This is a genomic window from Streptomyces sp. NPDC093544 (genome assembly GCF_040683495.1).
Lineage (GTDB): Bacteria > Actinomycetota > Actinomycetes > Streptomycetales > Streptomycetaceae > Streptomyces.
The window spans coordinates 32,631-56,680 of record NZ_JBFBEA010000021.1 but is presented as its reverse complement, the minus strand read 5'-3'; the positions used below and the strand labels follow the sequence as shown (position 1 = coordinate 56,680).

Here is a 24,050-nt window from a genome sequence, read left to right as displayed (position 1 = left end):
ATTTTGTCCGAGATAGTGAGGATCTCGATCAACTACGTCGAGAACTGAGGCTTTATGTTTGGCAGCGATTTTCGTGGCTTGCCGGCGAAGTCGATGACGCCAAGTTTCGCGATTTACGTGAATCCGTCATATTGGTAGTCGAGCGTTCGGCCATCAACCCTCGCCGTGAAGTAAGGTGGGAAAGGATTCAAATACTTTTGTGCCTCCTGGCCGTCGTGGCAGGGTCTGCGCTGACTTCCTATCTAGCGTGCACATTGGCCCCAATCGGGGCTGTGGTAACGGTTAAGGATAAAAGCGCCAACCCAAGGGAATCTTTTGCCGCGTTTCTTTTGGTTGTGCTAGGGCTTGCGTGGATCGGTTTAATGGTGCAACGTCGGCGGGTGATATACCGTATGATTGTCGGGCGAATTAAGCCTGACCGCTACGAAGAGTTGAATTACAACTATGCGGTCGCCTATTTGTTCCACCTATTTTTGCCGGGTGTGGCACTTCCGTTTATACTATCAGCCTGCCTGCTACTTCAGAGTAATTACGACAACTGGCCGTACGGGTGGGCCACATTAGCAGTGACCGGATTAGTGATCGGATACATTGCCGGGCAGTCAACCTGGGCACTCTGGGCCTGGGTGATGAGGCGAACGGCAGAGGATTCTGAGCAATCCCTCGATACGGTTGTTAAGGTACTGTTCGTAGCGACCACCATGCTATACCTAAGCTTGCAGAACAATGAATATTCGCTTCGGTCCGTGCGGCGGCATGTGAGAATGGAGCTATTCTCATTAGCTGCCACGGTTGAGCATAATAGAATGCCTCTCGTGTTTATTTTTCGGGGTGAGCGAATGCTTCGCAGTGAGATTAAAATGAAGCACGCCCGATTAGCTCAAGCGATTCGTGTGCATGCGAAGAAATTGGCTACCGTTCAGACTGAACAGCAATACAGAGATATAGCCTCTTCTTTGCTTAGTGGCCTATTGGTGGCATTGGAGGGCGATATGGATATTCTCCTGGAAAACGCCCCAGAAGTTTCTCGTTCTTCCAGGGTGCGCAACTTCCTACGCCATGTCACTCCTGCTCTAATTATGGTGCTCTTCGCGGTAATTATCCCGATGCTGCCGGGAGTTGGCGATGCGGCAGGCTCAGTACGTGTTCTCCTTCTGGCCACGGCGGTACTCACACTCATCCCCGGAGCGAGCTCCGCGAGGCCCACGATCGAAGGTGCTCTAAGCAGGGCGCTTCCCGGTCCGCAGAAGCCTTGACCCATGACGGGGCTAGAAGCCACTTCCCAAGCGCTGTGGGCCATGTGTGGGCCAGGCTGCCCTTCGCGGGAGCTGAAACTATGCCTGACCAGGGTGTTCACGCCGCCTGCTTGACGCTCTTGAAAACCGTCGTGGCAGCGATGTCACCGTGGGTTCAAATCCCACACCCACCGCGCAGGTCAGATGGATTGCAGGTCAGAAGGGGTGCCCCTGAGAACGGGGCACCCCTTCTGGGTTGCTCTTCATTCTGTGTTGGTCTACAGGCCCGTTCCGTGTCAGCCGTCAGGTCCGGTTTCCCGTCATGCGGGCCGCCGAGGCCACCGTCGAGCGGGCTTCGCGGAGTGTGAGGCCGGTATGGACGGCCGCGTCGATCAGGGCGGGGGTCAGGGCTGGGCCGATGCCGTTCTCGTAGGCGCGGCAGGCCGCCCAGAAGAGGCGGGTGTTGCGTTGGCCCGCGTGGGCCGCCAGGACGAACTGGATCAGGCCCTGGCCCTGCCCGTGGACGTCCGTCGACGTCGAGGACGTCGGCTTGGCGTACCGTGGTGGCGGCAGGAGCAGCCGTAGCAGGGCCGGCGGGCAGGGTGCGGGAGCCAGATGTGCGGTGCCCGGAGCGGTGCTGTAGACGCCCTGTTCGGTGCGGGAGCCGGGGCCGACGAGGTAGCCGCCGGCGCCGCGGACGTCGATGCCGGGGGCCAGCCGGCTCGCGGAGTTGGGGACGGCCACGTCGGGCGGACCGCTCAGCCACAGGTGGCGGCCGCCGCTCGGAGTGAGGACGACCACTGTCTCCGGGATGGTGAACAGGTGGCGCAGGGCCAGTTCGCGCAGGGCCGCCGACGACTCCGTACCGGACTTGGTGTCCAGGTCGATGCCGATCAGGTGGTACGGCGGCAGGCCACAGGCGATGCCGTAGCCGGTGGCCCAGGGGGCGGCCGTGAAGAGTGTGCGAATGCGGCGTGGGTCGGTCGAGGCGTCGTACACGCCATGCCCGAAACGGCCGCACTCGCCGTGGCAGACGGGCAGGCCGGCGGGGTCGGTGCGGTGGGGGGAGCGGAGGGCGGGGAGCTTCGTACGGGACAGCGGGATGACCGCGAGGCCGCGCTCGGCGGCGGACAGTGCGTGGGCCAGGGCCATGGTCGTGGCCTGCCGGTCGATGGTGGTGGTGGCCATGCCTCTATGTTCGTACGAGTGTTCGAAAAAGGGAAGAGGGTTCGGCAGGCTGCGACAACGGCAGCGGACGTTTCGGGGGTTGCGGGGCAGATTGGCCGAAAATGTGCCGGAACGCTTCATCTCGTGTGGTGTCTGTCCTCCGAGCCCGCTCTGCGGCCTTGAGCTGCGACTTTGAGCCAGAGGTGACGGATGGAAGGTCGCGAAAGGCGTTTATCGACTTGTCCTCACGCTTGAGGGGGAATCGGTGCTTCCGGGGTGGTTCGCCGGGGATTCGGTGGGCAACTCTGGAGTCGCGACGTCGTGCACATCACCGAGGTGGTCGGCCAACTGCCTTGGGACAAGCCGTACTTCCCGGTTCACACCGGTGCGTACATCCGGTTCTTCTGGAGGAATTCACATGGCAAGCATCCGTACCGCCCGCGTCTTCGCCGCCGTCGCGGCCCTGCCCCTCGCGGCCACCCTCTTCACGGGTGTCGCGGCGGCAGACAACGGCGCTTTCGCGGACGACGGATCGAACGCGGCGGTGGCGACCATCAGCGGCAGCGGTGTCGGTGGCAACAACCACGGCAACTCGTCCACCACGCAGCAGCAGGCGGTCGGCTCCGGCGCCTCGAACCAGAACAACACGGCCCAGGTGAACGGTTCCGCGTTCACGGCCATCGACCAGTCGAACACCGTCGTCAACTTCACCAACCTCTGGTGAGCCGCCGGCCGATGCGCCCTCATCGGCCCGGAAATTCCCGTGCGGGGTTGTGCTCTGTGGGGTGGTAGCGCGTCTGCGCGGCGGTGCTTCGGTGCCGTCGCGCAGACGTTTTTGCGTCTCCACGCGTGCGCGTGCCGTGCGCCACTCCTTGATGCGCATCGGGCCCGTGTGCTCGGGGGGCGTCCAGGAGGGGCGCTTGAGGTCCGGTACGGGTGCCTGGTGCGGGGTTCCGGTGACCTTGACAGTCGGCATTGTCTGACGGACAGTCAGAAACCGTTGTCCGTACGAGGTCCGGGAGGCCGCCGCCGTGCACCTCGCCCCCACCGAACGCCAGCAGCGGCTGCGCGCCGAGCTCCGTACGTACTTCCGCGACCTGATGCCCGATGGGCCACCGCCCGCCGACGACCCCGGGAAGCAGCGCGTGCTGCTGCGTCGCATCGGCGCCGACGGACTGCTCGGGCTCGGCTGGCCCGTCGCGTACGGGGGGCAAGGGCGGGGCGCGGACGAGCAGTTCGTGTTCTTCGACGAGGCGTACCGGGCCGGTGCGCCTGTGTCGATGGTCACGCTGAACACCGTCGGACCGACGCTCATGAAGTACGGGAGCGAGGAACAGAAGGACTACTTCCTGCCCCGCATCCTGAGCGGTGACCTTGTTTTCGCCATCGGGTACTCGGAGCCCTCGGCGGGGACGGATCTGGCGTCGCTGCGGACGCGGGCGGTGCGGGAGGGCGGGGGCGCCATCGGCCCTGGCCCCGGCCCTGGCCCCGGTTCGGGGCCCGGCTCTGGTCCGGGTCCCGGCCCTGGCTCCGGCTCGCGTGCGGCTGAGAGTGCGGCTCGGGGCGTGGCTCGGGGCGCGGCCGAATCCGGGGCCGTCGAGGGAGGCGCTGCCCGCGCGGGTGGCGGTGTCGACGGCGACTGGCTGATCGACGGGCAGAAGATCTTCACCTCCAACGCCCAGAACGCCGACTGGATCTGGCTCGCCTGCCGGACCGACCCGGACGCGCCCAAGCACCAGGGCATCTCCATCATCCTCGTGCCCACGGACGCGCCCGGCTTCTCGTGGACGCCGATCGAGACGGTGGGCGGGCAGACGACGACGGCCACGTACTACGACGGGATCCGCGTCCCGGCCGCGAACCTCGTCGGCGAGGAGAACGGCGGCTGGGGGCTCATCACCAACCAGCTCAACCACGAGCGGGTCGCGCTCGCCGCGATCGGCATGCAGGCCGAGGACTTCTACGCGGCCGCGCTGAAAGCGGCGCGCACACCCGATCCGGTGAACGGTCGGCGCCGGGTTGACGAGCCATGGGTGCGGTTCCAGCTGGCTGAGGCGCATGCCCGGCTGGCGGCATCACGCCTGCTCAACTGGCGTTTGGTGGGGGATGTCGGGGCCGGTCGGCTGGCACCGGGCGACGCGAGCGGCGTGAAAGTGATGGGAACCGAATCGGCGGTCGCGGTGTACCGAATATGTCAGCAAATTGTCGGGGCGGACGCACTGGTCCGCTCCGGTTCACCGGGGGCGTTCGGGGACGGCGAGCTGGAGCGGATGAACAGGGCGGCGCAGATCAACACGTTCGGGGGCGGGGTGAGCGAGGTGCAGCGGGAGATCGTGGCGGCGATGCGGCTCGGGATGCGGAGGGGGCAGCGGTGAGCGGCGAAGGTGACGGGGCGGACCGGACGAGCGTGCTGTCCAGGCGGCTCAAGGCGTACGAGGGCCGGCCGGCCGCCGTCGCCGGTGCGGGCCGGGATCCGGTCAACGCGCCGATGATCAGGCACTGGTGCGAAGCGATGGGGGACGCGAATCCGGCGTACGAGGGGCCGGACGCCGTCGCGCCGCCCACCATGCTCCAGGCATGGACCATGGGCGGCCTCTCCGGGCACACAGGGCGCACGCAGGCGTACGACGAACTGCTGGGACTTCTCGACGAGGCCGGTTACACCTCGGTGGTTGCCACCGACTGCGAGCAGGAGTATCTGCGGCCACTGCGGCCCGGGGACGAGATCACCTTCGACGCGGTGATCGAGTCGGTCTCGGAGCCCAAGACGACGAAGCTGGGAAGGGGGTACTTCGTCACGACACGGATGGATGTACGGGCGGGCGGCGAGCAGGCGGGGACGCACCGCCTCCGGATCCTCAAGTACGCACCGGCCGGGCGCCAGAAGCAGCAGGAGCCGAAGGCGCGGCGCCCGCGCCCTGTGATCAACCGGGACAATGCCGGTTTCTGGGAGGGCGTGGGCCGGCATGAGCTGCTGATCCAGCGGTGCGGGGACTGCGGCACGCTGCGGTTCCCCTGGCTGCCGGGGTGCAACGCATGCGGCTGCCTGGAGTGGGACACGGTCGAGGCGAGCGGGGAGGGCACGGTCTACTCGTACGTCGTCATGCACCACCCGCCCTTCCCGGCCTTCGACCCTCCCTACGCGGTCGGCCTGATCGAACTCGCAGAGGGCGTGCGGATGGTGAGCAACGTGGTGGGGGTGCCGTACGACAAGGTACGGATCGGGATGCCCGTGCGGCTCGAATTCCAGCGGTACGACGATGAGTTGGAGCTGCCGGTCTTCCGGGTCGGTGAGGCCGGCGTGGGCAGCGGTGGAGGCTGACATGGACTTCACGCCCACTGAGGAGCAGGCGGCCGCCCGTGACCTGGCCGCGCGCATCTTCGGCGACCTCTCCACGCACGAGCGGCTCGCCACAGCCGGGACCGGCAGCGACGCCGAGGTGTGGAAGGCACTGTGCGCGGCCGGGCTGGTGGCGGCCGTGGCGGACATCGGACTGCTCGGCCTGGTGCTCCTCCTGGAGGAGCAGGGGCGCACCACCGCCCAGGTGCCGCTCGCGGCGAGCTGTGTGTACGGGCTGCTGGCGGTGGCGGTCCATGGTTCACCGGAGCAGCGGGCGCGGCTGCTGCCGGGGATCGGTGAAGGGACGGTGGTGGTCAGCGGGTCGATATTCGGGCCGGGTCCGGTCGTAACGACAGGAGAGCCAGCCGCAGCGACGGGAGGGCCGGGTGAGATACGTGCGGGAGCTCCCGGGGGCGTACGGACGGGTTCGCCCAGTGCCGTACGCATGTCACCTCACGGGCAGTTGAGCGGCACCGTCCCCGTGGTGCCCTGGCTGCGGGACGCCACCCATGTGCTTGTCGCGGACGACCGGCGCCGACTGTGGCTGGTGCGGACCGCCGAGGCGGCGTGCGAGCCGGTGGAGCTGACGGCGCCCTGGTCGGCGGGGCGACTGACGCTGGACGCGACACCCGGTGAGCAGCTCGGTGGGGAGGGCGCGTACGACGACGTACTCGCCACCGCGCGTACCGCCTTCGCGGGGCTGCAGGCCGGGGTGTGCGCGGGATCCCTGGCCCGGGCGGTGGAGCACACCAACGCGCGCGAGCAGTTCGGGCGCCCGCTCGCGACCAAGCAGGGGGTCCAACTCCGGGCGGCCGACGCGTATATGGACACCGAGGCGATACGGGTGACGGCGTACGAGGCGGCGTGGCGGCGTGACGAGGGCCTGGCGTACGCGACCCACGCCCTGACCGCCGCCTGGTGGGCGTCGGAGGCGGGTCAGCGGGTGGTGCACGCCGGCCAGCATCTGCACGGCGGGACGGGGGCCGACCTGGAACACCCCGTGCACCGGCACTTTCTGTGGGGGCGGCAACTGGACGCGTATCTGGGATGCGGGAGCGAAGTGCTCCAGGAACTGGGGGAGTTGATCGTGAACGGAGAGGAGGGGACGTGAGGTCGGGGGGTACGAAGGGCGGAGGTACGAGGCCCGGGGAAGTCCGGCCAGGGGAGGCCGGGGTTGGAGAAGCCAAGCCCGGAGTTTCCGGGGTTGGAGAGGCCAGGCCCGGAGATGCCGGGGATGAGACAGCCGGAGGTGTGAAGGCCGACAACGTGACGGCCGACAACGTGAGGGTCGGGGACGTGGCGGTCGACAACGCGTGGGTCGGTGACGTGAGGGTCGGGGACGCGCTGCCGCCGCTGGAGATCGAGGTCACGCGCACGTTGATCGTGGCCGGGGCCATCGCGTCACGGGACTACCAGGACGTGCACCACGACGCGGAGCTGGCGCGGCAGAAGGGTTCCCCTGACATCTTCATGAACATCCTGACCACCAACGGACTGGTCGGAAGGTACATCACGGACCACTTCGGACCGGGCGCGGTCCTCCGCAAGATGGCCATACGACTCGGGGCGCCCAACTACCCGGGCGACTCCATGGTGTTGACCGGTTCGGTGGAGGAGCTCGCGGGCGACACCGCAACGGTGCGGGTCGTCGGGGCGAACAGCATCGGCAGACATGTGACCGGCACGGTGACGGTCACTCTTACACCCGGGGGTGCCCCATGAGCGTACGGACGCGGGACAGCCTCGGCGGGCGGGCCGCGATCGTCGGGATCGGGGCCACCGAGTTCTCCAAGGACTCCGGGCGCAGTGAGCTGCGACTGGCTGTCGAGGCGGTGCGGGCCGCGCTCGACGACGCGGGGCTGACGCCTGGGGACGTGGACGGGATGGTCACGTTCACGATGGACACCAGCCCGGAGATCACCGTCGCCCAGGCGGCCGGAATGGGGGAGCTGTCCTTCTTCTCGCGCGTCCACTACGGGGGCGGAGCGGCCTGCGCGACTGTCCAGCAGGCGGCGCTCGCGGTGGCGACCGGGGTGGCCGAGGTCGTGGTCTGCTATCGGGCGTTCAACGAACGGTCGGGACGCAGATTCGGTTCGGGCGTGCAGCAGCGGGAGCCGTCGGCGGAGGGGGCGGCCCTCGGCTGGGCCCTGCCGTTCGGGCTGCTCACGCCCGCGTCCTGGGTGGCGATGGCGGCCCAGCGGTATCTGCACACGTACGGGCTGAAGCCGGAGGTGTTCGGCCAGGTCGCCGTGGTGGACCGGAAGTACGCGGCGACGAACCCGGCGGCCTACTTCCACGGCAGACCGATCACGCTCGCCGAGCACGCGGCCTCGCGGTGGATCGCGGAGCCGCTGCGGCTGCTGGACTGCTGTCAGGAGACGGACGGCGGCCAGGCACTGGTGGTCACCTCGCTGGACAGGGCTCGCGATCTGCCGCATCCGCCCGCGGTGATCACGGCTGCCGCTCAGGGCGCGGGCCGCGCGCAGGAACAGATGACCAGCTTCTACCGGGACGGGCTGACCGGGCTGCCGGAGATCGGCGTGGTGGCACGGCAGCTGTGGCGGACGACCGGGCTGACTCCGGCGGACATCGACGTGGGGATTCTCTACGACCACTTCACGCCGTTCGTGCTGATGCAGCTGGAGGAGTTCGGGTTCTGTGCGCCGGGTCAGGCCGCGGACTTCGTCGCCGAGGAGCGGCTGCCGCTCAATACGCACGGCGGACAGCTGGGGGAGGCGTATCTGCACGGGATGAACGGTGTGGCGGAGGCCGTACGACAACTGCGGGGGACGGCCGTGAACCAGATACCGGGCGCCCGCCACACGCTGGTCACCGCCGGTACCGGGGTTCCCACGTCGGGGTTGATCCTGGGGGCCGACGCGGACGCCGGTGCGGGTTCCTAGCCCGTTCGGGCTGGGCGGAGGCCACCTGCGGGGAGCGGGGACGGGGACCCCGGCGTACTACCGTCGTACTCATCCCTCAGGGGTGAACCCTCAGAGGGCAGGACCCGCTCGTCCACCTTCAGGAGGTGGAGGCAGCCCCCCTCCTACAACCTGAGGCGGACAACGCTTCGGGACCTGCGGCCGATCCGCGAGAGTAGGGGTCGATTCTAGCGTGGAGCCATGACCACACCCGTCTGCACCAGCGCTTCGAACGCCGCGACGCGGACCCTTCCGTACGCGCCCTACCCGTCGTTCGCGTCGTACGTGAAGGCCCGCCAGCCGGTGCTGCTGCGTACCGCCCGGTCGCTGACCGCGAACCCGTGCGATGCCGAGGATCTGTTGCAGACCGCGCTCACCAAGACGTACGTCGCGTGGGAGCGGATCGAGGACCACCGGGCGCTCGACGGTTACGTACGGCGGGCGCTGCTGAACACGCGGACATCGCAGTGGCGCAAGCGCAAGGTCGACGAGTTCGCTTGCGACGAGCTGCCGGAGCCGGAGGGGGCGCCCGCCGGTGACCCCGCCGAGCAGCAGGCCCTGCACGACGCGATGTGGCGGGCGATCATGAAGCTGCCGGTGCGGCAGCGGGCGATGGTCGTCCTGCGGTACTACGAGGACCTGAGCGAGGTGCAGACGGCGGAGGTCCTCGGCGTCTCCGTCGGGACGGTGAAGTCGGCGGTGTCGCGCGCGTTGGGCAAGCTGCGTGAGGACCCCGAGCTGGAGCCCGTCCGGTAGCGCCCCAGGGACGGGGTGACCGTCCCTGGGCACCCGCCGACTCCCTTCGGCTTCCCAGCCCCCGGGCGCCTGCTTCCGGCTTCCCGGCCGCAGGGCTCCCGCCCTCCAGCTTCCCAGCCCCGGGCTTCCCGCCTCCCGCCCTTCGCTCCTGGCTTCCCATCCCCGGGGCTCCTGCTCCCTCGGGCTTCCCAGCCCTGGGGTTCCCGCCCCCGGCTTCCCGCTTCCCCGCCCCCCCGCCTCCCTCTTCCCCGTCTCCCGAAGGATCGTCGCGACCTGATCGATCATCCCGGCTACTAGTGACATACCGCGCGGTATGTGCGCAGAATCAGCCCAACCCTTACCACCGCGTAGGCAATGTCGCCCCCGGGAGGAACGCCGTGCTGAGCACGATGCAGGACGTACCGCTGCTGATCTCGAGGATCCTGACCCATGGGTCAGCGATCCACGGAACATCACAGGTGATCACCTGGACCGGAGAGGGAGAGCCGCAGCGCCGTTCCTACGCCGAGATCGGCGCCCGAGCCGCACAGCTGGCGCACGCCCTCGGTGACCTCGGAGTGGAGGAGGGGCATGCGACGGGGACGCTGATGTGGAACAACGCCGAGCACGTGGAGGCGTATTTCGCGATCCCCTCCATGGGCGCGGTCCTGCACACCCTCAACCTCCGGCTCCCCGCGGAGCAGCTCGCCTACATCGTCAACCACGCTGCCGACCGCGTGATCATCGCCAACGGCTCGTTGCTTCCGCTGCTCGCGCCGCTCCTCCCTCATCTGCCGACGGTCGAGCACGTCGTGGTCTCGGGGCCCGGTGACCGTTCGCTGCTGGACGGGGCGACGGCGCGGGTGCACGAGTACGAGGAGCTGATCGCGGGCAAGCCGACCAGCTACGACTGGCCCGAGCTGGACGAGCGTACGGCCGCGGCCATGTGCTACACCTCCGGCACGACGGGCGACCCCAAGGGCGTCGTCTACTCGCACCGTTCCATCTACCTGCACTCCATGCAGGTCAACATGGCTCAGTCGATGGGTCTCACCGACCGGGACACCACACTCGTCGTCGTCCCGCAGTTCCACGTCAACGCCTGGGGCCTGCCGCACGCGACCTTCATGACCGGCATCAACCTGCTGATGCCGGACCGGTTCCTCCAGCCCGCCCCGCTCGCCGAGATGATCGAGAGCGAGAGGCCGACGCATGCCGCGGCCGTCCCCACCATCTGGCAGGGCCTGCTCGGCGAACTGACCGCCAAGCCCCGCGATGTCTCCTCCCTCACCCAGGTCACCATCGGTGGCTCCGCCTGTCCGCCCTCGCTCATGGAGGCCTTCGATAAGCTGGGCATGCGCGTCTGTCACGCCTGGGGTATGACGGAGACGTCCCCGCTGGGCACGATCGCCCGAGCGCCGGCCCATGTCGTGGGTACGGACGAGGAGTTCGCGTACCGGCTGACACAGGGCCGCTTCCCCGCGGGCGTCGAGGCGCGCCTCACCGGCCCGGGCGGTGAACGGCTCCCCTGGGACAACGAGTCCGCAGGTGAACTGGAGGTCCGCGGCCCGTGGATCGCGGGCGCCTACTACGGCGGCCCGGGCGCCGAACCCCAGCGCCCCGCCGACAAGTTCAGCGAGGACGGCTGGCTCAAGACCGGCGACGTCGGCACGATCAGCTCCGACGGCTTCCTGACGCTCACCGACCGAGCCAAGGACGTCATCAAGTCGGGCGGCGAGTGGATCTCGTCGGTCGACCTGGAGAACGCGCTGATGTCCCACCCGGACGTCGCCGAGGCCGCCGTCGTCGCCGTCCCCGACGACAAGTGGGGTGAACGCCCCCTCGCCACCGTCGTCCTCAGGGAAGGCGCCAGCGCCGACTTCAACACCCTCCGCACCTTCCTCGCCGGCGAAGGGAAGATCGCCAAGTGGCAGCTCCCCGAGCGCTGGACGATCATCGAGTCCGTCCCGAAGACGAGCGTGGGCAAGTTCGACAAGAAGGTGCTGCGCCGGCAGTACGCCGCGGGTGAGCTGGACGTCACGCAGATCTAGCAGTTCCGGTACTTCCGGTACTTCCGGTACGGGGCTTGGGCACTGTTTCACGTGAAACAGTGCCCAAGCCCCGTATGTACGACCTCAGTTCGCACCACCCCGACGCCTGCTTGGCGCGGTCGGTCAGTTCGTGCCGATCCGCGCCAGCAGGTCCACGATCCGCTCCTGCACCTCGGCACTCGTCGAGCGCTCCGCCAGGAACAGGACCGACTCCCCCGAGGCCAGCCGTGGAAGTTCGGCCTGGTCGACGGTGGCGGTGTAGACGACGAGCGGCGTGCGGTTCAACTGCCCGTTCGCGCGCAGCCAGTCGACGATTCCGGCCTGGCGCCGACGTACCTGCATCAGGTCCATCACCACCAGGTTCGGCCGCATCTGCGAGGCCAGCGTCACCGCGTCCGCGTCGGTCGACGCCCGCGCGACCTGCATTCCGCGGCGCTCCAGCGTCGACGTCAACGCGAGTGAGATCTCCGCGTGTTCCTCGATGAGCAGCACGCGCGGCGGGTGCTGCTCGGAGTCCCTGGGCGCCAGGGCCTTCAGGAGTACGGCGGGATCGGCGCCGTATGCCGCCTCGCGCGTCGCCTGCCCGAGTCCCGCTGTCACCAGGACGGGCACCTCGGCGGCGACAGCGGCCTGGCGCAATGACTGGAGTGCCGTGCGAGTGATCGGCCCGGTCAGCGGGTCGACGAAGAGGGCCGCCGGGAAGGCGGCGATCTGCGCGTTGACCTCCTCGCGCGAGTTCACGATGACGGGCCGGTAGCCGCGGTCGCTCAGCGCCTGCTGGGTCGTCACGTCGGGCGCGGGCCACACGAGCAGGCGCCGCGGGTTGTCCAGCGGTTCCGGCGGCAACTCGTCGTCCAGGGGCTGTAGACGTGGCTGGTCGGCGACCTCGACGGCACCACCGGGACCGTCGAGCGGCTCGGGGCCCTCGTCGGCGTTCTCGTCCGGGGCGCCTATGGCGTACGACCGTCCGGCGCCCTCGGTGGCTCCGGCCAGCCGCGACCCGGGGCCCTGCCCGCCCTGCGGGTGCGGACGGGCTGCCGCCTCCGGGCGCTCGGCGGCGGGCTCGGGGGGTGTGCCGAGCTTGCGACGGCGGCCGCCGTTGCCGTTGGTCTGGTGCGGGGGAGGCGTCGGGGACTGGGACTGCGGCTGTGCCTGCGCTTGCGCTTGTGGGGCTTGCGGCTGGTTCGGGGCGGGCTGGCGGCCGAACGGCACGCCCTGGCCGAGTGTCCGGACGCTGATCGCGCGTCCCTGCGTCGAGTTGGGATCGATCGGGGCCGGGGCCTCCGCGGGCAGTGGCTGAGCGACGCGCGGCTGGGCGGGGGCGTTGGGCGCGGAGCGGGCGGGGGGCGCGGTTTGAGCCGGTTTTCCGGGCTGTGCCGGGGAGCCGGCGCCTGGTGTGTCGTGAGCGCCCGCGCTCGCGTTCGGCCAGGGCTGGGCGGGGGGCTGGGTCGGCGGTGCGGCGGCAGCGGCCTGCGCGGGTACAGGCTGCCCAGCGGCGGCCGCACCCGGAACACCTTGCGGCGGAACGCCCTGTGCCGGCACCCCTTGTGCAGGCGTCCCCGGCGCACCCTGCTGCGCCGCAGTCCGCGCCGCGCGCCGCCGTCCCGTAGGGCTGGAAACGGGGTGCGGCTGAGGCGGAGTGTGATCGTCGGCCAGGTCGTGCAGCATCGCGTCGTGGCGGCCGTCGTCGGTCCGGACCTGCGGAGTACCGACAGCGTCGGCCTGCTGGAGGCGCTGCCTCTGGGCCTGCTGCTGTTGAGCTTCGACGTACTCCGGGGAGCGGTCCGCGTCCGCGGGCGGCAGCGCGAACACCGCGCGGGCGCCCGCCTCCTGCGTGGCGGCACGCTCGGCCGAGGCGGCCAGCGCACGCCGACGTCGCCCGGCCGGCGCCCCATCCTCAGCGGCAGCGCCGCCGGCCGCGCCCTGCGTACCGGGCGCATTCTGCGTACTTGTCCCACTAGGAGCCGCGGGCAACGCAGGCGGCAGCGCGTGCTGTTCGCCGCCCTGTCGTGCGCGCCGTCCGGAAGGCACGGCCACGCCCTGCGCGGACACGGGCACGCCCTGCGGAGGCACCGTCCCGCCCAGCCCCGTACCCGTCGCCGCGGTCCCCGCCCCATGTTCGCCCGCCATGACGACCGCGCCTTCGGAGGCACCCTCCGCCGCGACATCGCCGGCCGAGCTCTCGACCGGGCTCGGTCGTCCACGCCGTCGCCCGGTGCCACCGGAGGTCCCACCATCGCCGGAGCCCTCGACTGCCGCCCCCTGCGCGGGAACCGACACCCCGCCGGCCGCCCCGGCTGCCTGCTCCTCCGCCATACGCCGCCGCCGACGCCCGGTGGGAGCGGTCGAGCCGCCGCCAGTGTCAGGATCGGTTCCGGAGTCCGGGTCTGACTCCCCCGCCACCTCGCTCTCCAGGAAGGCGTCCACGGAGGACCGCCGCGCCCGCCGCCTGCCACCGCCCTGGTGGGAGGCCTGCTCGGGAAGGGCAACCTCGGCGCCGGTCGTAGACGCACCCGCCTCGACGCTCGATGGGACCGACCCGGCCCCACCGCCGATCGGCACCTCCAGCACGAACGCGCTGCCGCTCATCCCCGGCACCTCGTGCGTCTGCAGCACGCCACCGTGCGCGCGCACAATCCCGCGCACGATCGGCTCGTGCACCGGGTCTCCCCCGGCGTACGGCCCGCGCACCTCGATGCGGACGACCTCACCACGCTGCGCCGCCGCCACGACGACGGTGTTGTCCATGTAACCGCCCGCGGATACGGGCGCGTTGCCGGTGGCGTCGACTCCGGCGACGTCCGCGATGAGATGCGCGAGGGCGTTCGCCAGCCGCTGCGGGTCGACCTCGGCCTCGATGGGCGGCGCGTGTACGGCGAACTGCACGCGTCCTGGCCCGATGAGTTCGACGGCGCCTTCGACACCGGCCGCGACGACCGCGTCGAGCATGACGTTCGTACGGGAGATCTCCTCGGCCCCGGAGTCGAGCCGCTGATAGCCGAGCACGTTGTCGACCAGAGTCGTGATCCGCGAATAGCCGGCGGCGAGGTGGTGGAGCACCTGGTTGGCCTCGGGCCACAGTTGCCCGGCGTCGTCCGCGGCGAGCTTGGACAGTTCGCCGCGCAGCTGGTCCAGGGGTCCGCGCAGAGACAGCGAGAGCACGGCGAGCAGGAGCTCGTGCCGGGCGGCGAGAGCCTCGAACCGGTCCTTCTCGCGCTCCCCGAGCGACGCGTACCGCTCGTCGCCGGCGGCGAGTTCCTCCTCGTGCTGCTCGCGCAGTTCGGCCAGCTCGGCGGCATGCTGCTCGCGCAGTCCGGCGAGCTCCTTGTCGTGTTCCTCGGCGGCCTGTGCGAGCTCCTGCTCGTGGCGCTCCTCGGCCTTGTCCTTCTCCTCGGAGAGGTTGTCGTACGGCCGCCGGTCGGTGAACGTCATCACAGCGCCGACGAGCTGGTCCCCGTCGCGCACGGGCGCGGTCGTGAGGTCGACCGACACCTTGTCCCCGGACTTGGACCACAGGACCTGCCCGCGCACCCGGTGCTTCCGCCCGGAGCGCAGGGTGTCGGCGAGCGGCGACTCCTCGTACGCGAAGGGCTCGCCGTCGGCGCGCGAATGAAGGATGAGGTCGTGCAGCGCCTGCCCGCCGAGATCACTGGCCCGGTATCCGAGTATCTGAGCGGCCGCCGGATTGACGAGAACAACCCGCCCGTCCGTGTCCGTCCCCACGACACCCTCGGCCGCGGCCCGCAGGATCATCTCGGTCTGCCGTTGCGAACGCGCGAGTTCGGCCTCGGTGTCGACGGCGCCCGAAAGATCCCGTACGACCAGCATGAGCAGCTCGTCGTTGGCGGGGCCGTAGCCGTCGTATGCCTGCTGCCCGTTCTCAAGATTCGCACTGGTGACTTCGACAGGGAACTCACTGCCGTCGGTACGCCGCGCGATCATCCGGGTCGGCTTGGTCCGCCCGCTCGGGTCGATCGTCTCGGGCCGCCGCATGCTGCCGGGGATGAGCCGTGAGTCGAACGCGGGCAGCAGATCGAGCAGGCCGCGCCCCACCAGAGCCGTGCCCGGGGCCTCGAAGGCCTCCAGGGCGATGGTGTTCGCGTTGACGACGGTCCCATTGGCGTTGACCAGCACCAACGCATCGGGCAGCGCGTCCAGTATGGCTGCGAGGCGAGCAGCGCCTCGGGATGGCCTGCTGCTCACGAGACGCTTCCTCCCTGTTACCGCACCTTGCCGACCGCGGGTGCCATCTTGCCAACCGTCCCGCAGCGTGTCACGCGGGGGAGTCTACGGGCAGAGGTTGCGCTCGCGACGCCGGATGAGAGGGAGGTCGCACGCAGAACTGACGTAGAAACCACGCAGAAGCGACACAGAAGCCGTGATTGCACATTTCGCCCCCTTCATCCCCCTGCGGAACCGTGACGCCACTGGGAATCCGCCGCACCCTGCCTCCGCCCTGCCGCTGCCCTGTACCTCTCCCGGCCTTCCCCTGTTTCCTTCCCTTGTTTCCTTCCCTGGCTATGACCGAAGGTCGGGAAGGAGCGGTGTGAGCGCGTTCCACCGCGAGATCTGGCACCCGTCCCCGCGGTCGAACCTGGCGTCGACGGGTCGCCCCGCCCAGGTCCCGGTGACATGGGCGGTGGCCGGACCGCCGTACTGCATCGTGCACATGGCCTCCGGTGACACCGGGGCGAACGGATCCTTGCCCCAGCGAGCCCCCCGGTCGAGCGCATCGCACGCTCCGATCGCATCGGGGTGACTGCCACTGCCGGGATGACACCGCAGCTCGTACGTCCCGTCCGCACCGGTCCCCGCGTCGTGGACGGTCACGGTCAGCCGATCCCGGGAGTCCTCGTCGCGGGCGGGCGGGGGCATCAGGGTCGGCTTCGAGGCCTCGGCCGAGGCCGGATTCTGGACGGGGCTGAGGAGAATCGGTTCGGCGTACGCGATGACCGGCCCGAGGGACTTGAGGGACCCGGCGGAGGTGACGGGCCCGGCGGACCCCGCGGGCAGCGCGGCGGCCGGCCCGGCGGGTACGGCGGAGAGCGCGGCGGCGGACGCGGCAACAGTGAGAACGAGACGACGCAACATGACCTGACTAACGCCACGCACCCCGCACGGTTGCGCGGAGTTCCGGTCACTCTCGCGCCAGGCCGACTCTCGTTCCTCCCCCACTCTCGCTCTGCCGTCCGCGCCCCCGCCCCCTGCCGTCCGTCCCGCCTGCCCCTTCGCCCGCTCCCGCCACATTTCGACTTTGCTCTGCGGCCCGCACGCCTAGTACCGTGGGAGGCGATTGGTGACAGCCCGCTCGGCTGTGTCATCATCTGCACGCACCACTCGCGCTCGCGTGAGCGGTTGTGCTGGAGGCGTCGCCTAGTCCGGTCTATGGCGCCGCACTGCTAATGCGGTTTGGGACTTCAATCCCATCGAGGGTTCAAATCCCTCCGCCTCCGCACCAAGATCCGAAGCCCCGGCCCATCTGGTCCGGGGCTTCGGTGTTACCCCAGGCCAGAGCATGTTTACGCAGTTCACAAGGGGTGCGGCAAACGGATTTCACATGGCGGCGGCAGTCATGTAATGTTCTTCCTGTCGCCACGAGCAGGCCGAAAGCCCAGCAAACGGGACAAAAACAAAACAAGCACTCGTAGCTTAACGGATAGAGCATCTGACTACGGATCAGAAGGTTGCAGGTTCGAATCCTGCCGAGTGCACACAGGTCAAAGGCCCCTTGGGATCATCCCAAGGGGCCTTTGACATCAACGGCTGACATCAACGCCCTTGGATGGCGTGATCAGCCGTCGGCAGTCGGCACGTTCTCGCCCTCCGAATCTCCATCGGAGTCGTCGATCCGCAGGGCGTCGTCCATGCGATCGGCAGCCGCCCTCAGCGTGGTCGCCATCACATGCGCATAGGTGTCCAGCGTCATAGTGATGGTGCTGTGCCCGAGCGTCTCCATGATTGTCCGGGCATCGACCCCTTGCGCGAGGAGCAACGATGCGCAGGTGTGACGCAGGTCGTGCACTCGCACGCGCCTCACGTTCGCGTCCCGGCAGAGGATCGTGAGCATTCGGTTCAGGCTGCGGGGATCGGTGACGCGTCCGGTCACCGTGGTGAAGACCAGCCCGACGGGATGGCCTGGCACGGGCTGCCACTTCTTGCCCGCCACCTGGCGCTCCCTTTCCTGCTGCTCGCGGTGCTGCGTGAGTGCCCGTACGCAGTGCTTCGGCAGGGACACCGTACGAACGGACCGCATGGTCTTGGGCGTGCCAAAGATCAGCTCACGCCGAATCCGCTGTACGTTCCGGCGAACCCTGATCTGTCCGCCCGCGAGGTCGATGTCTCCCCAGGTGAGTCCGAGCGCCTCGCCACGGCGCAGACCGGTTGACACGAGCACCAACCACAGGGCGTACAGGCGGTGGGACTTGGCGGTCTTGAGTAGCAACCTGACTTCCGTGACGTCCAGCGGACGCACCTCCTTGGGGGTGACAGTGGGGGTCTCCACGATCCGTGCGACGTTCCTCGCGATCAGTTCCTCGCGCATCGCCTGCTGTAGCGCGGACCGAAGGACGGCATGGATGTACTGGACGGTGCGTGCCGACGGAGCGCGCTTGCAACAGCGGCCCACCGCGCAGCAGGACCGCTTGGCCTCCGGTCGTTCCTTGTCTGCACCACGGAGGCAGCACAGGCACGAGGCTTTGAACTCCGAGAGGAACCGGCGCACGTCCGCCGGCGACAACCGGTTCAGCTTCTTCTTGCCGAGCGCCGGCCGAATGTATAGGCGGGTCAGACCCTCGTAGCTGTTCAGCGTGGACGGCTTGAGTCGCGCCGGCGCGATGGCTGCGAGCCAGTAGGTCAGATACTCGCCGAATGCCATCGTGGACTCTGCAGCCGGAATGCCCTGACGGGTCTTCTCCTGCAACTCCGTGAGCTTGTTGGCCACCTCTTCACGGGTCTTGCCGTAGACGAACTTCCGGGTACGGGTCCCATCGGGCCGGTAGACGTAAGCGGCAGCGTGATAGCGGCCGTCCGCACGCTTGGTGATCGTGCCTTCGCCGTTGGCGCGACGCTTTGCCATCAGGCGGCCTCCTCAAGTCGGTCTTGCATGTACTGGCGCACTGCGGCGACCGGGACGCGACGGGCACGGCCGGCGGTGAAGCTATCGAGCTGCTTTGAGCGGAAGAGGTCGTAGACCTTGCTGCGGCTGAGGCGCAGCGCGTACATGACCTCGGGAACCGTGAGCGCTTCGGGTGCAGCGGGGGCGACGGTAGGCACGACGAACCTCCGGGGCGTGGCGGGGCCTCTTCGGGCCCCCTTCTGAGGGGCGCTACTTCCGCTACCGCCGCTACCGTGCAGGTCAGAGGCCTGTGCGAGGTAGCGGGAGGGGTAGCGGTAGCGGATGGGTAGCGGCACGGTAGCGGCAACCGAGAGTGGTTGCCGCTACCGTGTTATCGCAGGTCAGAGCAGGTTTTCGGTGCCCGGTAGCGGAGGTAGCGGACTTTCCGGGGGTGGGGGGCAGTAGCGGCCCCACGCGTCGTGCAGATCGGTGGCGTAGTAGCCCTTGAGGACGCTCCCGGCGGTCTTGATGTTGCGGGACGCGATCGGCTCGGTGTCCGCCGTCATGTACTCCGCGAGCATCTTCGACAGGCGCCGGCTGTCGAGCGGCTTGCCGTTCAGATCGGCCCACGGCGCGTCATCGAGCGCGTTGAGCCTGTCGAGAATGGCGATGGTGGGAAGGCGGTCAATGCCCACCAACACGTGATCGCGCAGGTCGGTCAACAGCCGGACCCCGAGACTGCCTTTGTCGTTGGTCTTGGACGCGGTCACCAACGTCACGCACGCGTCCCGCGCCCTGGTAGGCCAGTCGCCGCCGGCCGCGTCGGCGATGGCGAGCAGGGGTTCCCACACATCCGCCGGCCGGTCGCTGACCTCGTCGGGCATGTCGGGCCACGCACCCATGACGAACCCCCGTGCGTGTTCGGCCCATTGGGCGAGCCGGTCGCGGAGCTTGTGGCCTTCCGCCTCGTGCAGGCGGGCACGGAAGGGTTCGATGCGCTCGTTACGGGCCCGCCGGCGCATGCGGATGATGACGGACCGCGTCATGATCGTGTCCGGCAAGTTCCCCAGGCCGGCGACCGCGACCCCGCAGTACGAGGGGAAGGCCTGAACGGTCTGGTTGCCGCCGTCTCCGATGCACCGGTAGGTGACTCCGGTACGGCGGTGACCAGCATTCAGGAACCCGCGTAGTTCCTCGTTGTCGCCCGCTTTGGGCCCAAAGACCGTGTCGATTTCGTCGAACAGGATGGTGGGCCGGCCGTTGGGTCCGGACACCGACCGGAACAGCGCGGCGGCGGACGCGTTGACGGCCGTCATCGGCTCGGGCACGAGGGTTTCCACGATCTCCAGCGCGCGCGACTTCCCCGAACCCGGTTCCGGGGACAGGAAGGCGAGGCGGGGGGTGGAGTCGAAGCAGTCGAGCAGGTGAGCGTGTGCGTCCCACAACGCCACGGCGACGTAGGCGGCCTCGTGCGGGAAGACGTTGAACCGGCGGTGGAAGGCTTCCACCTCGTTGAGCAGCGCGGCGCCGTCGAGGGGTTGGGTCATGCGGCGGCCCTTCCTTCCTGGGGTGTGCGGAGGGGGCAGGTGTCGCGGTGTGCTTCGTGGGCGGCGGTCAGGGCCCACACGTCCGCGTGTCCTGTGGCGCTGCGGTCCCAGCCGCACAGGCACGTTGACGTGGCGGTGGGGGTGGCGCCGTAGGGCGTGCGGATGGTCAGCCATGCGACGGCGTATCGGCCGTCGCCGCGCTGCGGGTCAGGGCGAACAGCAGTGGGGACGCCTTCGGCGACGCCCTTCGGGTCGCCCAACGTCGCCTGAGGCGCGGCCGGTTCGGCGTCGTGACAGTTGCTCGGGGTGTGGGTGATGCTCTTCAGTCGGGGGCGGTGTGGGGTGCTCATGCCGTGTTCCGGCGGGTCTGGTTGTGGGTGATGGACCAGTTGAGTGCGCTGCGCAGGGTGGCGCGGCACTGGGACGGCGGGAGTCCTGCCGACTCGCCTGCCTGCTGAAGAGCCTGCTCAACCACACTGCGGGGGAGGTCGCCCCACGCGATGAAGCGGCCCAGGGCTCGCGCTGCCCGGAACAACTTGGCCTCGCGCTCCCCGAGTTGGGCACGAGTGACGTTGCGGACTTCACTGGCGAGTGCAATGTCAGCGTATCGGCGCGATTGCCCCGCTACGGCCATTGAGGGGGCCTGAGACGGCTTGGGGGTCGGTTTCAGGATGCTCAGCAGCCAGGCGGGCAGTGGGGCCACCACAGGGCCGCCTACGGCTTCGTAGGCTCCGGCGGGGGTGATGCTGCCCGCCGCGACGACGTAGCCGCCCCATGCGCGGGTGTCGACCAACGGGGCGATGGTGCCTGCGGTGTTGGTCAGGCGGATGCCGGGCGGGGCGGTGAAGTACAGGTGCTGTCCGCCGCTCGCGGTCCGGACCCGGTAGGTGTCGGGGACGGCATGGCCGGCGCGCTCGCAGAGCGCCGCAAAGTGTGCCGCGCCGTCAGGCGCGTCTGAACTGCCCTTGCAGTCTTTGTCTTTGGGCATGTCGAGGTCGACGACGACCAGCCCGGACGGGCCGGTCGCGATGGCGACGTTCGCGGTGCTGGTCTCCCAGCAAGTGCGGATGCGCTCGGGGTCGGTGCTGGCGCGCTGTTCCCACTTCAGGTGTCCGTTCGCGCAGTCGCCTGTCTGGCGGCAGCGGTCGGCGCCGTGCAGTGCGGGTTGCTTGCTGCTGGGACGGAGCGGGAAGACGTGCCAGCCGCGCTCGGTGGCGTTCAGAGCTGCGGCGAGTAAGGCCTCTCGCGTGTTGTCGGTGGGTTGGGTCATCCTGGAGGTCTCCAGTTCCTTGGTCGGTTCTGGTTGGCAAGGGCGGCCCCGCTTCATTGGCGTGAGTGGGGGGCCGCCCTTGGCGTAGCTAGCGGTGCTTGGAGCCGAAGAGCTTGAGGCTGATCCCGCCGACGCTGAGAGGCCCTGCGGCAGCGGCGATGGCGGTCGCGGTGTGGACGGCGAAGTCGAGCAGGGCGAGGAACGCGGCGACGGTGGCGAAGACACCGACCACCCCGGCGCCGGCGACAGCGATCGGGAACAGGTACTGGTGCAGCGGGCGCCCGGTCTGGTCGGTGGTCTGGACGACGATCACGACCGGTCGTCCGGTGGCTTCGGCGCGGCGCCAGTCGTCGGCGGGGATGTGCGGGGCGATGATCCCCGGCGGGTCGCGGTGCGACATGCGGAATCCCTTCGATGGCAGGGGCAGGGAGGCAGAGCCACCCCCTTGCGGGAGGCTCTGGGAGGGGGTTTTCGGGGGTCTGACCTGCACGCCTCCCTGACTCCCTGAACGAGCATCTGTGCAGGTCAGGGTGAGGGAGGCGGGTCAGGGAGGGGGGCAGGGACTTCTCCCTGCCTCCCTGGCCAGGCGGGGGTTGGCTCCCTGTCATTCGGCGGCGGAAGCGGAACCGTTGCCATCGCGGTTGGCGAGCGCGCGCGAGAGGCGTTCGGCGGCGACGACCATGCGGCCGTCCGACTTGTACGGCTCGGCTCCGGTGCCTTCCAGCACGCGGCGCAGGTCGCTGGGTGTCCAGTCGCCGTACGCCTCGGGGTTCAGCGCGTCCAGCCGCTTCAGCACGTCCTGGGTGAACAGGCGCGGCGCCGTGCCGAACACGGCGGCGATGTCGGCGAGCGGGTCGCGGTCCTCGCCCCGCTCGATGACGTGCAGGGTGGTGACGCCGTTCCGCAGCGCCTTGGCCCGGTCGGCGATGGCGTAGGCGCTCTCGTCGTCGACGTAGTGCGTGCGCACCGTGATGGAGGCCTGCCCGGCGGGGATGGCGATGCCGTCGGAGGCGACGACCAGGGTTCCCTTGTCCAGACCCTGACGGAGCAGGTGTGGGGCGGCGCCGCCTTCAACTGCCTTGTCTCCGAGGGCCATCTTGGCCTGGGACTCGGTACCGAGAACCAGCGAGGCGCGGGTGTGGGCGCCTTCGCGGACCAGCTTGGGAAGGTTCTGGTCGGTGGGGTCCTGGGTGCCCTCCCACAGCGTCACGTTGACCGCGCGGCCCTGGTTGTGGACCTTGCGGACGGCCATGAAGTAGCGGGAGGTGGCCTTGGAGCCGCCGTAGGGGTTCTTGTCGGCGTCCTTGACCGGGCACATGAACGCCACCTGCGCTTCGTCCACGATGCCGACCAGCGGCCCGAACACGGTCCCGGGAGGCTCCTGGAGACGGCGTTCCATCTCGCTGACCAGGCCTTCGACCATCTCGGTTGCCTGGATGACGTGGTCGTCGGTCGGTCCCTGGATGAGCAGGGAGGCCAGATCATCGAACATGGCCCAGTCGCCGGCGCCCTTCAGGTCGGCGATCCGGAACTCGACCGTGCGGTCCAGGGCGAGCCACAGGGCGAGCGCGCGCAGGGCGGCGGTCTTGCCCTGGTTGGACAACCCGGTGATCAGAAGGTGGCGCTGGTAGACGCTCAGGGCCGCCGCGTCGCCGCGCAGGTCCTGGCCCCAAGGGGCGCGTCCGGTCTTGTAGTTGGCGGTCATCGTCTCGTCGGTGACCAGCGGAGACGGGCCGATCGGCTCATCCAAGGCTCCGGAGTCCGCGATCCACAGGCGGACCGTGCGGGCCGCCTCGGGGATCGTGATGAACACCTCGTGCTCGTGCCGGGTCAGGTTCTCGGCAAGCTTGCGCCGCCTGCCCTGAACCTCGTTCGTCGACACCCCGGACGGAAGCGTGACGTCGACTTCCACGCCGCATCCGGCGATCCGGATCGGACCCAGCATCGACGCGCCGACATCGCCCATGTCCTTGATCGCGTTGCGCAGCGCGGGCACCCCGAGGTCACGCAGGGCCTTGACGACGATGGACGGGGTGATCGGCTCGCCTTCGCTGTTGCGGATGTTGGCGGGCAGCGCCCAGGCGGGGGCCGCTTGTTGCTTGCTGCCGATGGCCCAGAGGGCGAGCAGGGCGAGGAAGGGGCCGATCGTGAGGGCGGGGCCCCACACGACCTGGACGATGGTGATGAGCAGGTTGATGAAGTCGACCGTGGCCATCAGCGGCGTGACGACGGCGGTGAAGTCCTTCGTCGCGATCGCCATGACCACTCCGAGGGCGACCAGTGATCCGATGCCCACGCCGGCGCTGACCGCGACGCCTTTGGCCGCGTCGATGGGGGTGTGCAGGAGGTCCATGCGGCGGCGGTGGCGTTCCGCGCGGTAGCGCTGACCGCGCTCCTCCCACTCAGCGGCCACCTCGTAGTTCCCGGCGGCTTCCGCCGCACGCAGCATCCGCTCATAGCGGGAGGCGGTGCGGCCGTCCCACGTGCGCTTGGCCGCGATGCGGGCGCCGCCGGCGACGTAGAGGGTGTGGCGGGCGACGGCGCGTGCGGTGGTCTTGGTGGTCTCGTGTGTGACCACGGTCTTCACCGCGCGCCCGGAGCGCACCCACAGCGGAACGGGTGCGACGGGTGCCCGGTCGGGGACCACGGTCAGCTTGGTCACTGTGCCGAGATCGGCGGGCGGTTCGGTGTTCTTGTGCAGGTGAACGACGTTCTCACTCATACGGGAAG

General features: G+C 69.2%; 19 protein-coding genes and 2 tRNA genes. 11 read left to right on the top strand and 10 right to left on the bottom strand.

Translation table 11 applies throughout. From position 1 onward, the window contains the following. Positions 1-272 precede the first annotated feature (272 nt). Entirely contained in the window at positions 273-1,256 is a 984-nt protein-coding gene (locus tag AB0N66_RS29440) for a hypothetical protein (RefSeq protein WP_365440630.1), read from the top strand. A 282-nt stretch (positions 1,257-1,538) separates the two neighbouring features. Here the strand turns inward: AB0N66_RS29440 and AB0N66_RS29435 are convergent, their stop codons facing one another. Then, positions 1,539-2,423 (bottom strand): bifunctional DNA primase/polymerase, encoded by an 885-nt coding sequence (locus AB0N66_RS29435; RefSeq protein ID WP_365440628.1) that lies wholly within the window; start codon positions 2,421-2,423, stop codon positions 1,539-1,541. A 397-nt stretch (positions 2,424-2,820) separates the two neighbouring features. Between AB0N66_RS29435 and AB0N66_RS29430 the strand changes: the two genes are divergently transcribed. From AB0N66_RS29430 to AB0N66_RS29395, 8 genes are all read left to right on the top strand, one after another. Then, positions 2,821-3,126 (top strand): hypothetical protein, encoded by a 306-nt coding sequence (locus AB0N66_RS29430; protein ID WP_365440626.1) that lies wholly within the window; start codon positions 2,821-2,823, stop codon positions 3,124-3,126. 307 nt (positions 3,127-3,433) lie between these two features. Further along, positions 3,434-4,777 (top strand): acyl-CoA dehydrogenase family protein, encoded by a 1,344-nt coding sequence (locus tag AB0N66_RS29425; protein WP_365440624.1) that lies wholly within the window; start codon positions 3,434-3,436, stop codon positions 4,775-4,777. Further along, the gene (locus tag AB0N66_RS29420; protein ID WP_365440622.1) at positions 4,774-5,724 is read left to right on the top strand and encodes a bifunctional MaoC family dehydratase N-terminal/OB-fold nucleic acid binding domain-containing protein; all 951 of its coding nucleotides are present in this window, start codon (positions 4,774-4,776) and stop codon (positions 5,722-5,724) included. The genes AB0N66_RS29425 and AB0N66_RS29420 overlap by 4 nt, the downstream gene beginning before the upstream one ends. A gap of 1 nt (position 5,725) precedes the next feature. Next, positions 5,726-6,853 (top strand): acyl-CoA dehydrogenase family protein, encoded by a 1,128-nt coding sequence (locus AB0N66_RS29415; protein ID WP_365440620.1) that lies wholly within the window; start codon positions 5,726-5,728, stop codon positions 6,851-6,853. A 215-nt stretch (positions 6,854-7,068) separates the two neighbouring features. Next, entirely contained in the window at positions 7,069-7,464 is a 396-nt protein-coding gene (locus AB0N66_RS29410) for a MaoC family dehydratase (protein WP_365440846.1), read from the top strand. Next, entirely contained in the window at positions 7,461-8,645 is a 1,185-nt protein-coding gene (locus AB0N66_RS29405; protein ID WP_365440618.1) for a lipid-transfer protein, read from the top strand. The genes AB0N66_RS29410 and AB0N66_RS29405 overlap by 4 nt, the downstream gene beginning before the upstream one ends. 219 nt (positions 8,646-8,864) lie before the next feature. Then, entirely contained in the window at positions 8,865-9,419 is a 555-nt protein-coding gene (locus AB0N66_RS29400; RefSeq protein WP_365440616.1) for a SigE family RNA polymerase sigma factor, read from the top strand. 377 nt (positions 9,420-9,796) lie between these two features. Beyond that, complete coding sequence (locus AB0N66_RS29395; protein ID WP_365440614.1) at positions 9,797-11,449, top strand: long-chain fatty acid--CoA ligase; 1,653 nt, start codon at positions 9,797-9,799, stop codon at positions 11,447-11,449. A 123-nt stretch (positions 11,450-11,572) separates the two neighbouring features. Here the strand turns inward: AB0N66_RS29395 and AB0N66_RS29390 are convergent, their stop codons facing one another. Then, the gene (locus AB0N66_RS29390; protein ID WP_365440612.1) at positions 11,573-15,652 is read right to left on the bottom strand and encodes a PAS domain-containing protein; all 4,080 of its coding nucleotides are present in this window, start codon (positions 15,650-15,652) and stop codon (positions 11,573-11,575) included. A gap of 315 nt (positions 15,653-15,967) precedes the next feature. After that, a complete protein-coding gene (locus AB0N66_RS29385; protein ID WP_365440610.1) occupies positions 15,968-16,540 on the bottom strand; it encodes an SSI family serine proteinase inhibitor in 573 nt (190 codons plus the stop codon). 271 nt (positions 16,541-16,811) lie between these two features. On the opposite strand from AB0N66_RS29385, the gene AB0N66_RS29380 reads away from it, so the two are divergent. Further along, positions 16,812-16,902, top strand: a tRNA-Ser gene (locus AB0N66_RS29380). 185 nt (positions 16,903-17,087) lie between these two features. After that, positions 17,088-17,160 (top strand) — tRNA-Arg (locus tag AB0N66_RS29375). Positions 17,161-17,240: 80 nt separating this feature from the next. Here AB0N66_RS29375 and AB0N66_RS29370 read toward each other — a convergent pair. The 7 genes from AB0N66_RS29370 to AB0N66_RS29340 form a co-directional block, all read right to left on the bottom strand. Then, positions 17,241-18,524: a tyrosine-type recombinase/integrase gene (locus AB0N66_RS29370; RefSeq protein ID WP_365440608.1), complete on the bottom strand. Its 1,284-nt coding sequence runs from the start codon at positions 18,522-18,524 to the stop codon at positions 17,241-17,243. Then, complete coding sequence (locus tag AB0N66_RS29365) at positions 18,524-18,721, bottom strand: helix-turn-helix domain-containing protein (RefSeq protein ID WP_365440606.1); 198 nt, start codon at positions 18,719-18,721, stop codon at positions 18,524-18,526. Before AB0N66_RS29365 ends, AB0N66_RS29370 begins: the two co-directional genes overlap by 1 nt. Before the next feature lie 183 nt (positions 18,722-18,904). Continuing rightward, a complete protein-coding gene (locus AB0N66_RS29360) occupies positions 18,905-20,050 on the bottom strand; it encodes a DUF3631 domain-containing protein (protein WP_365440604.1) in 1,146 nt (381 codons plus the stop codon). Continuing rightward, the gene (locus tag AB0N66_RS29355; protein ID WP_365440602.1) at positions 20,047-20,400 is read right to left on the bottom strand and encodes a hypothetical protein; all 354 of its coding nucleotides are present in this window, start codon (positions 20,398-20,400) and stop codon (positions 20,047-20,049) included. Before AB0N66_RS29355 ends, AB0N66_RS29360 begins: the two co-directional genes overlap by 4 nt. Further along, positions 20,397-21,320 carry a bifunctional DNA primase/polymerase gene (locus tag AB0N66_RS29350; RefSeq protein WP_365440601.1) on the bottom strand — a complete coding sequence of 308 codons (924 nt, stop codon included), beginning with the start codon at positions 21,318-21,320 and terminating at the stop codon, positions 20,397-20,399. Before AB0N66_RS29350 ends, AB0N66_RS29355 begins: the two co-directional genes overlap by 4 nt. Before the next feature lie 88 nt (positions 21,321-21,408). Further along, positions 21,409-21,720 carry a hypothetical protein gene (locus AB0N66_RS29345; RefSeq protein ID WP_365440599.1) on the bottom strand — a complete coding sequence of 104 codons (312 nt, stop codon included), beginning with the start codon at positions 21,718-21,720 and terminating at the stop codon, positions 21,409-21,411. Positions 21,721-21,924: 204 nt separating this feature from the next. Then, positions 21,925-24,042, bottom strand: coding sequence for an FtsK/SpoIIIE domain-containing protein (locus AB0N66_RS29340; RefSeq protein ID WP_365440597.1), 2,118 nt, complete (start codon positions 24,040-24,042; stop codon positions 21,925-21,927). Positions 24,043-24,050 lie beyond the last annotated feature (8 nt).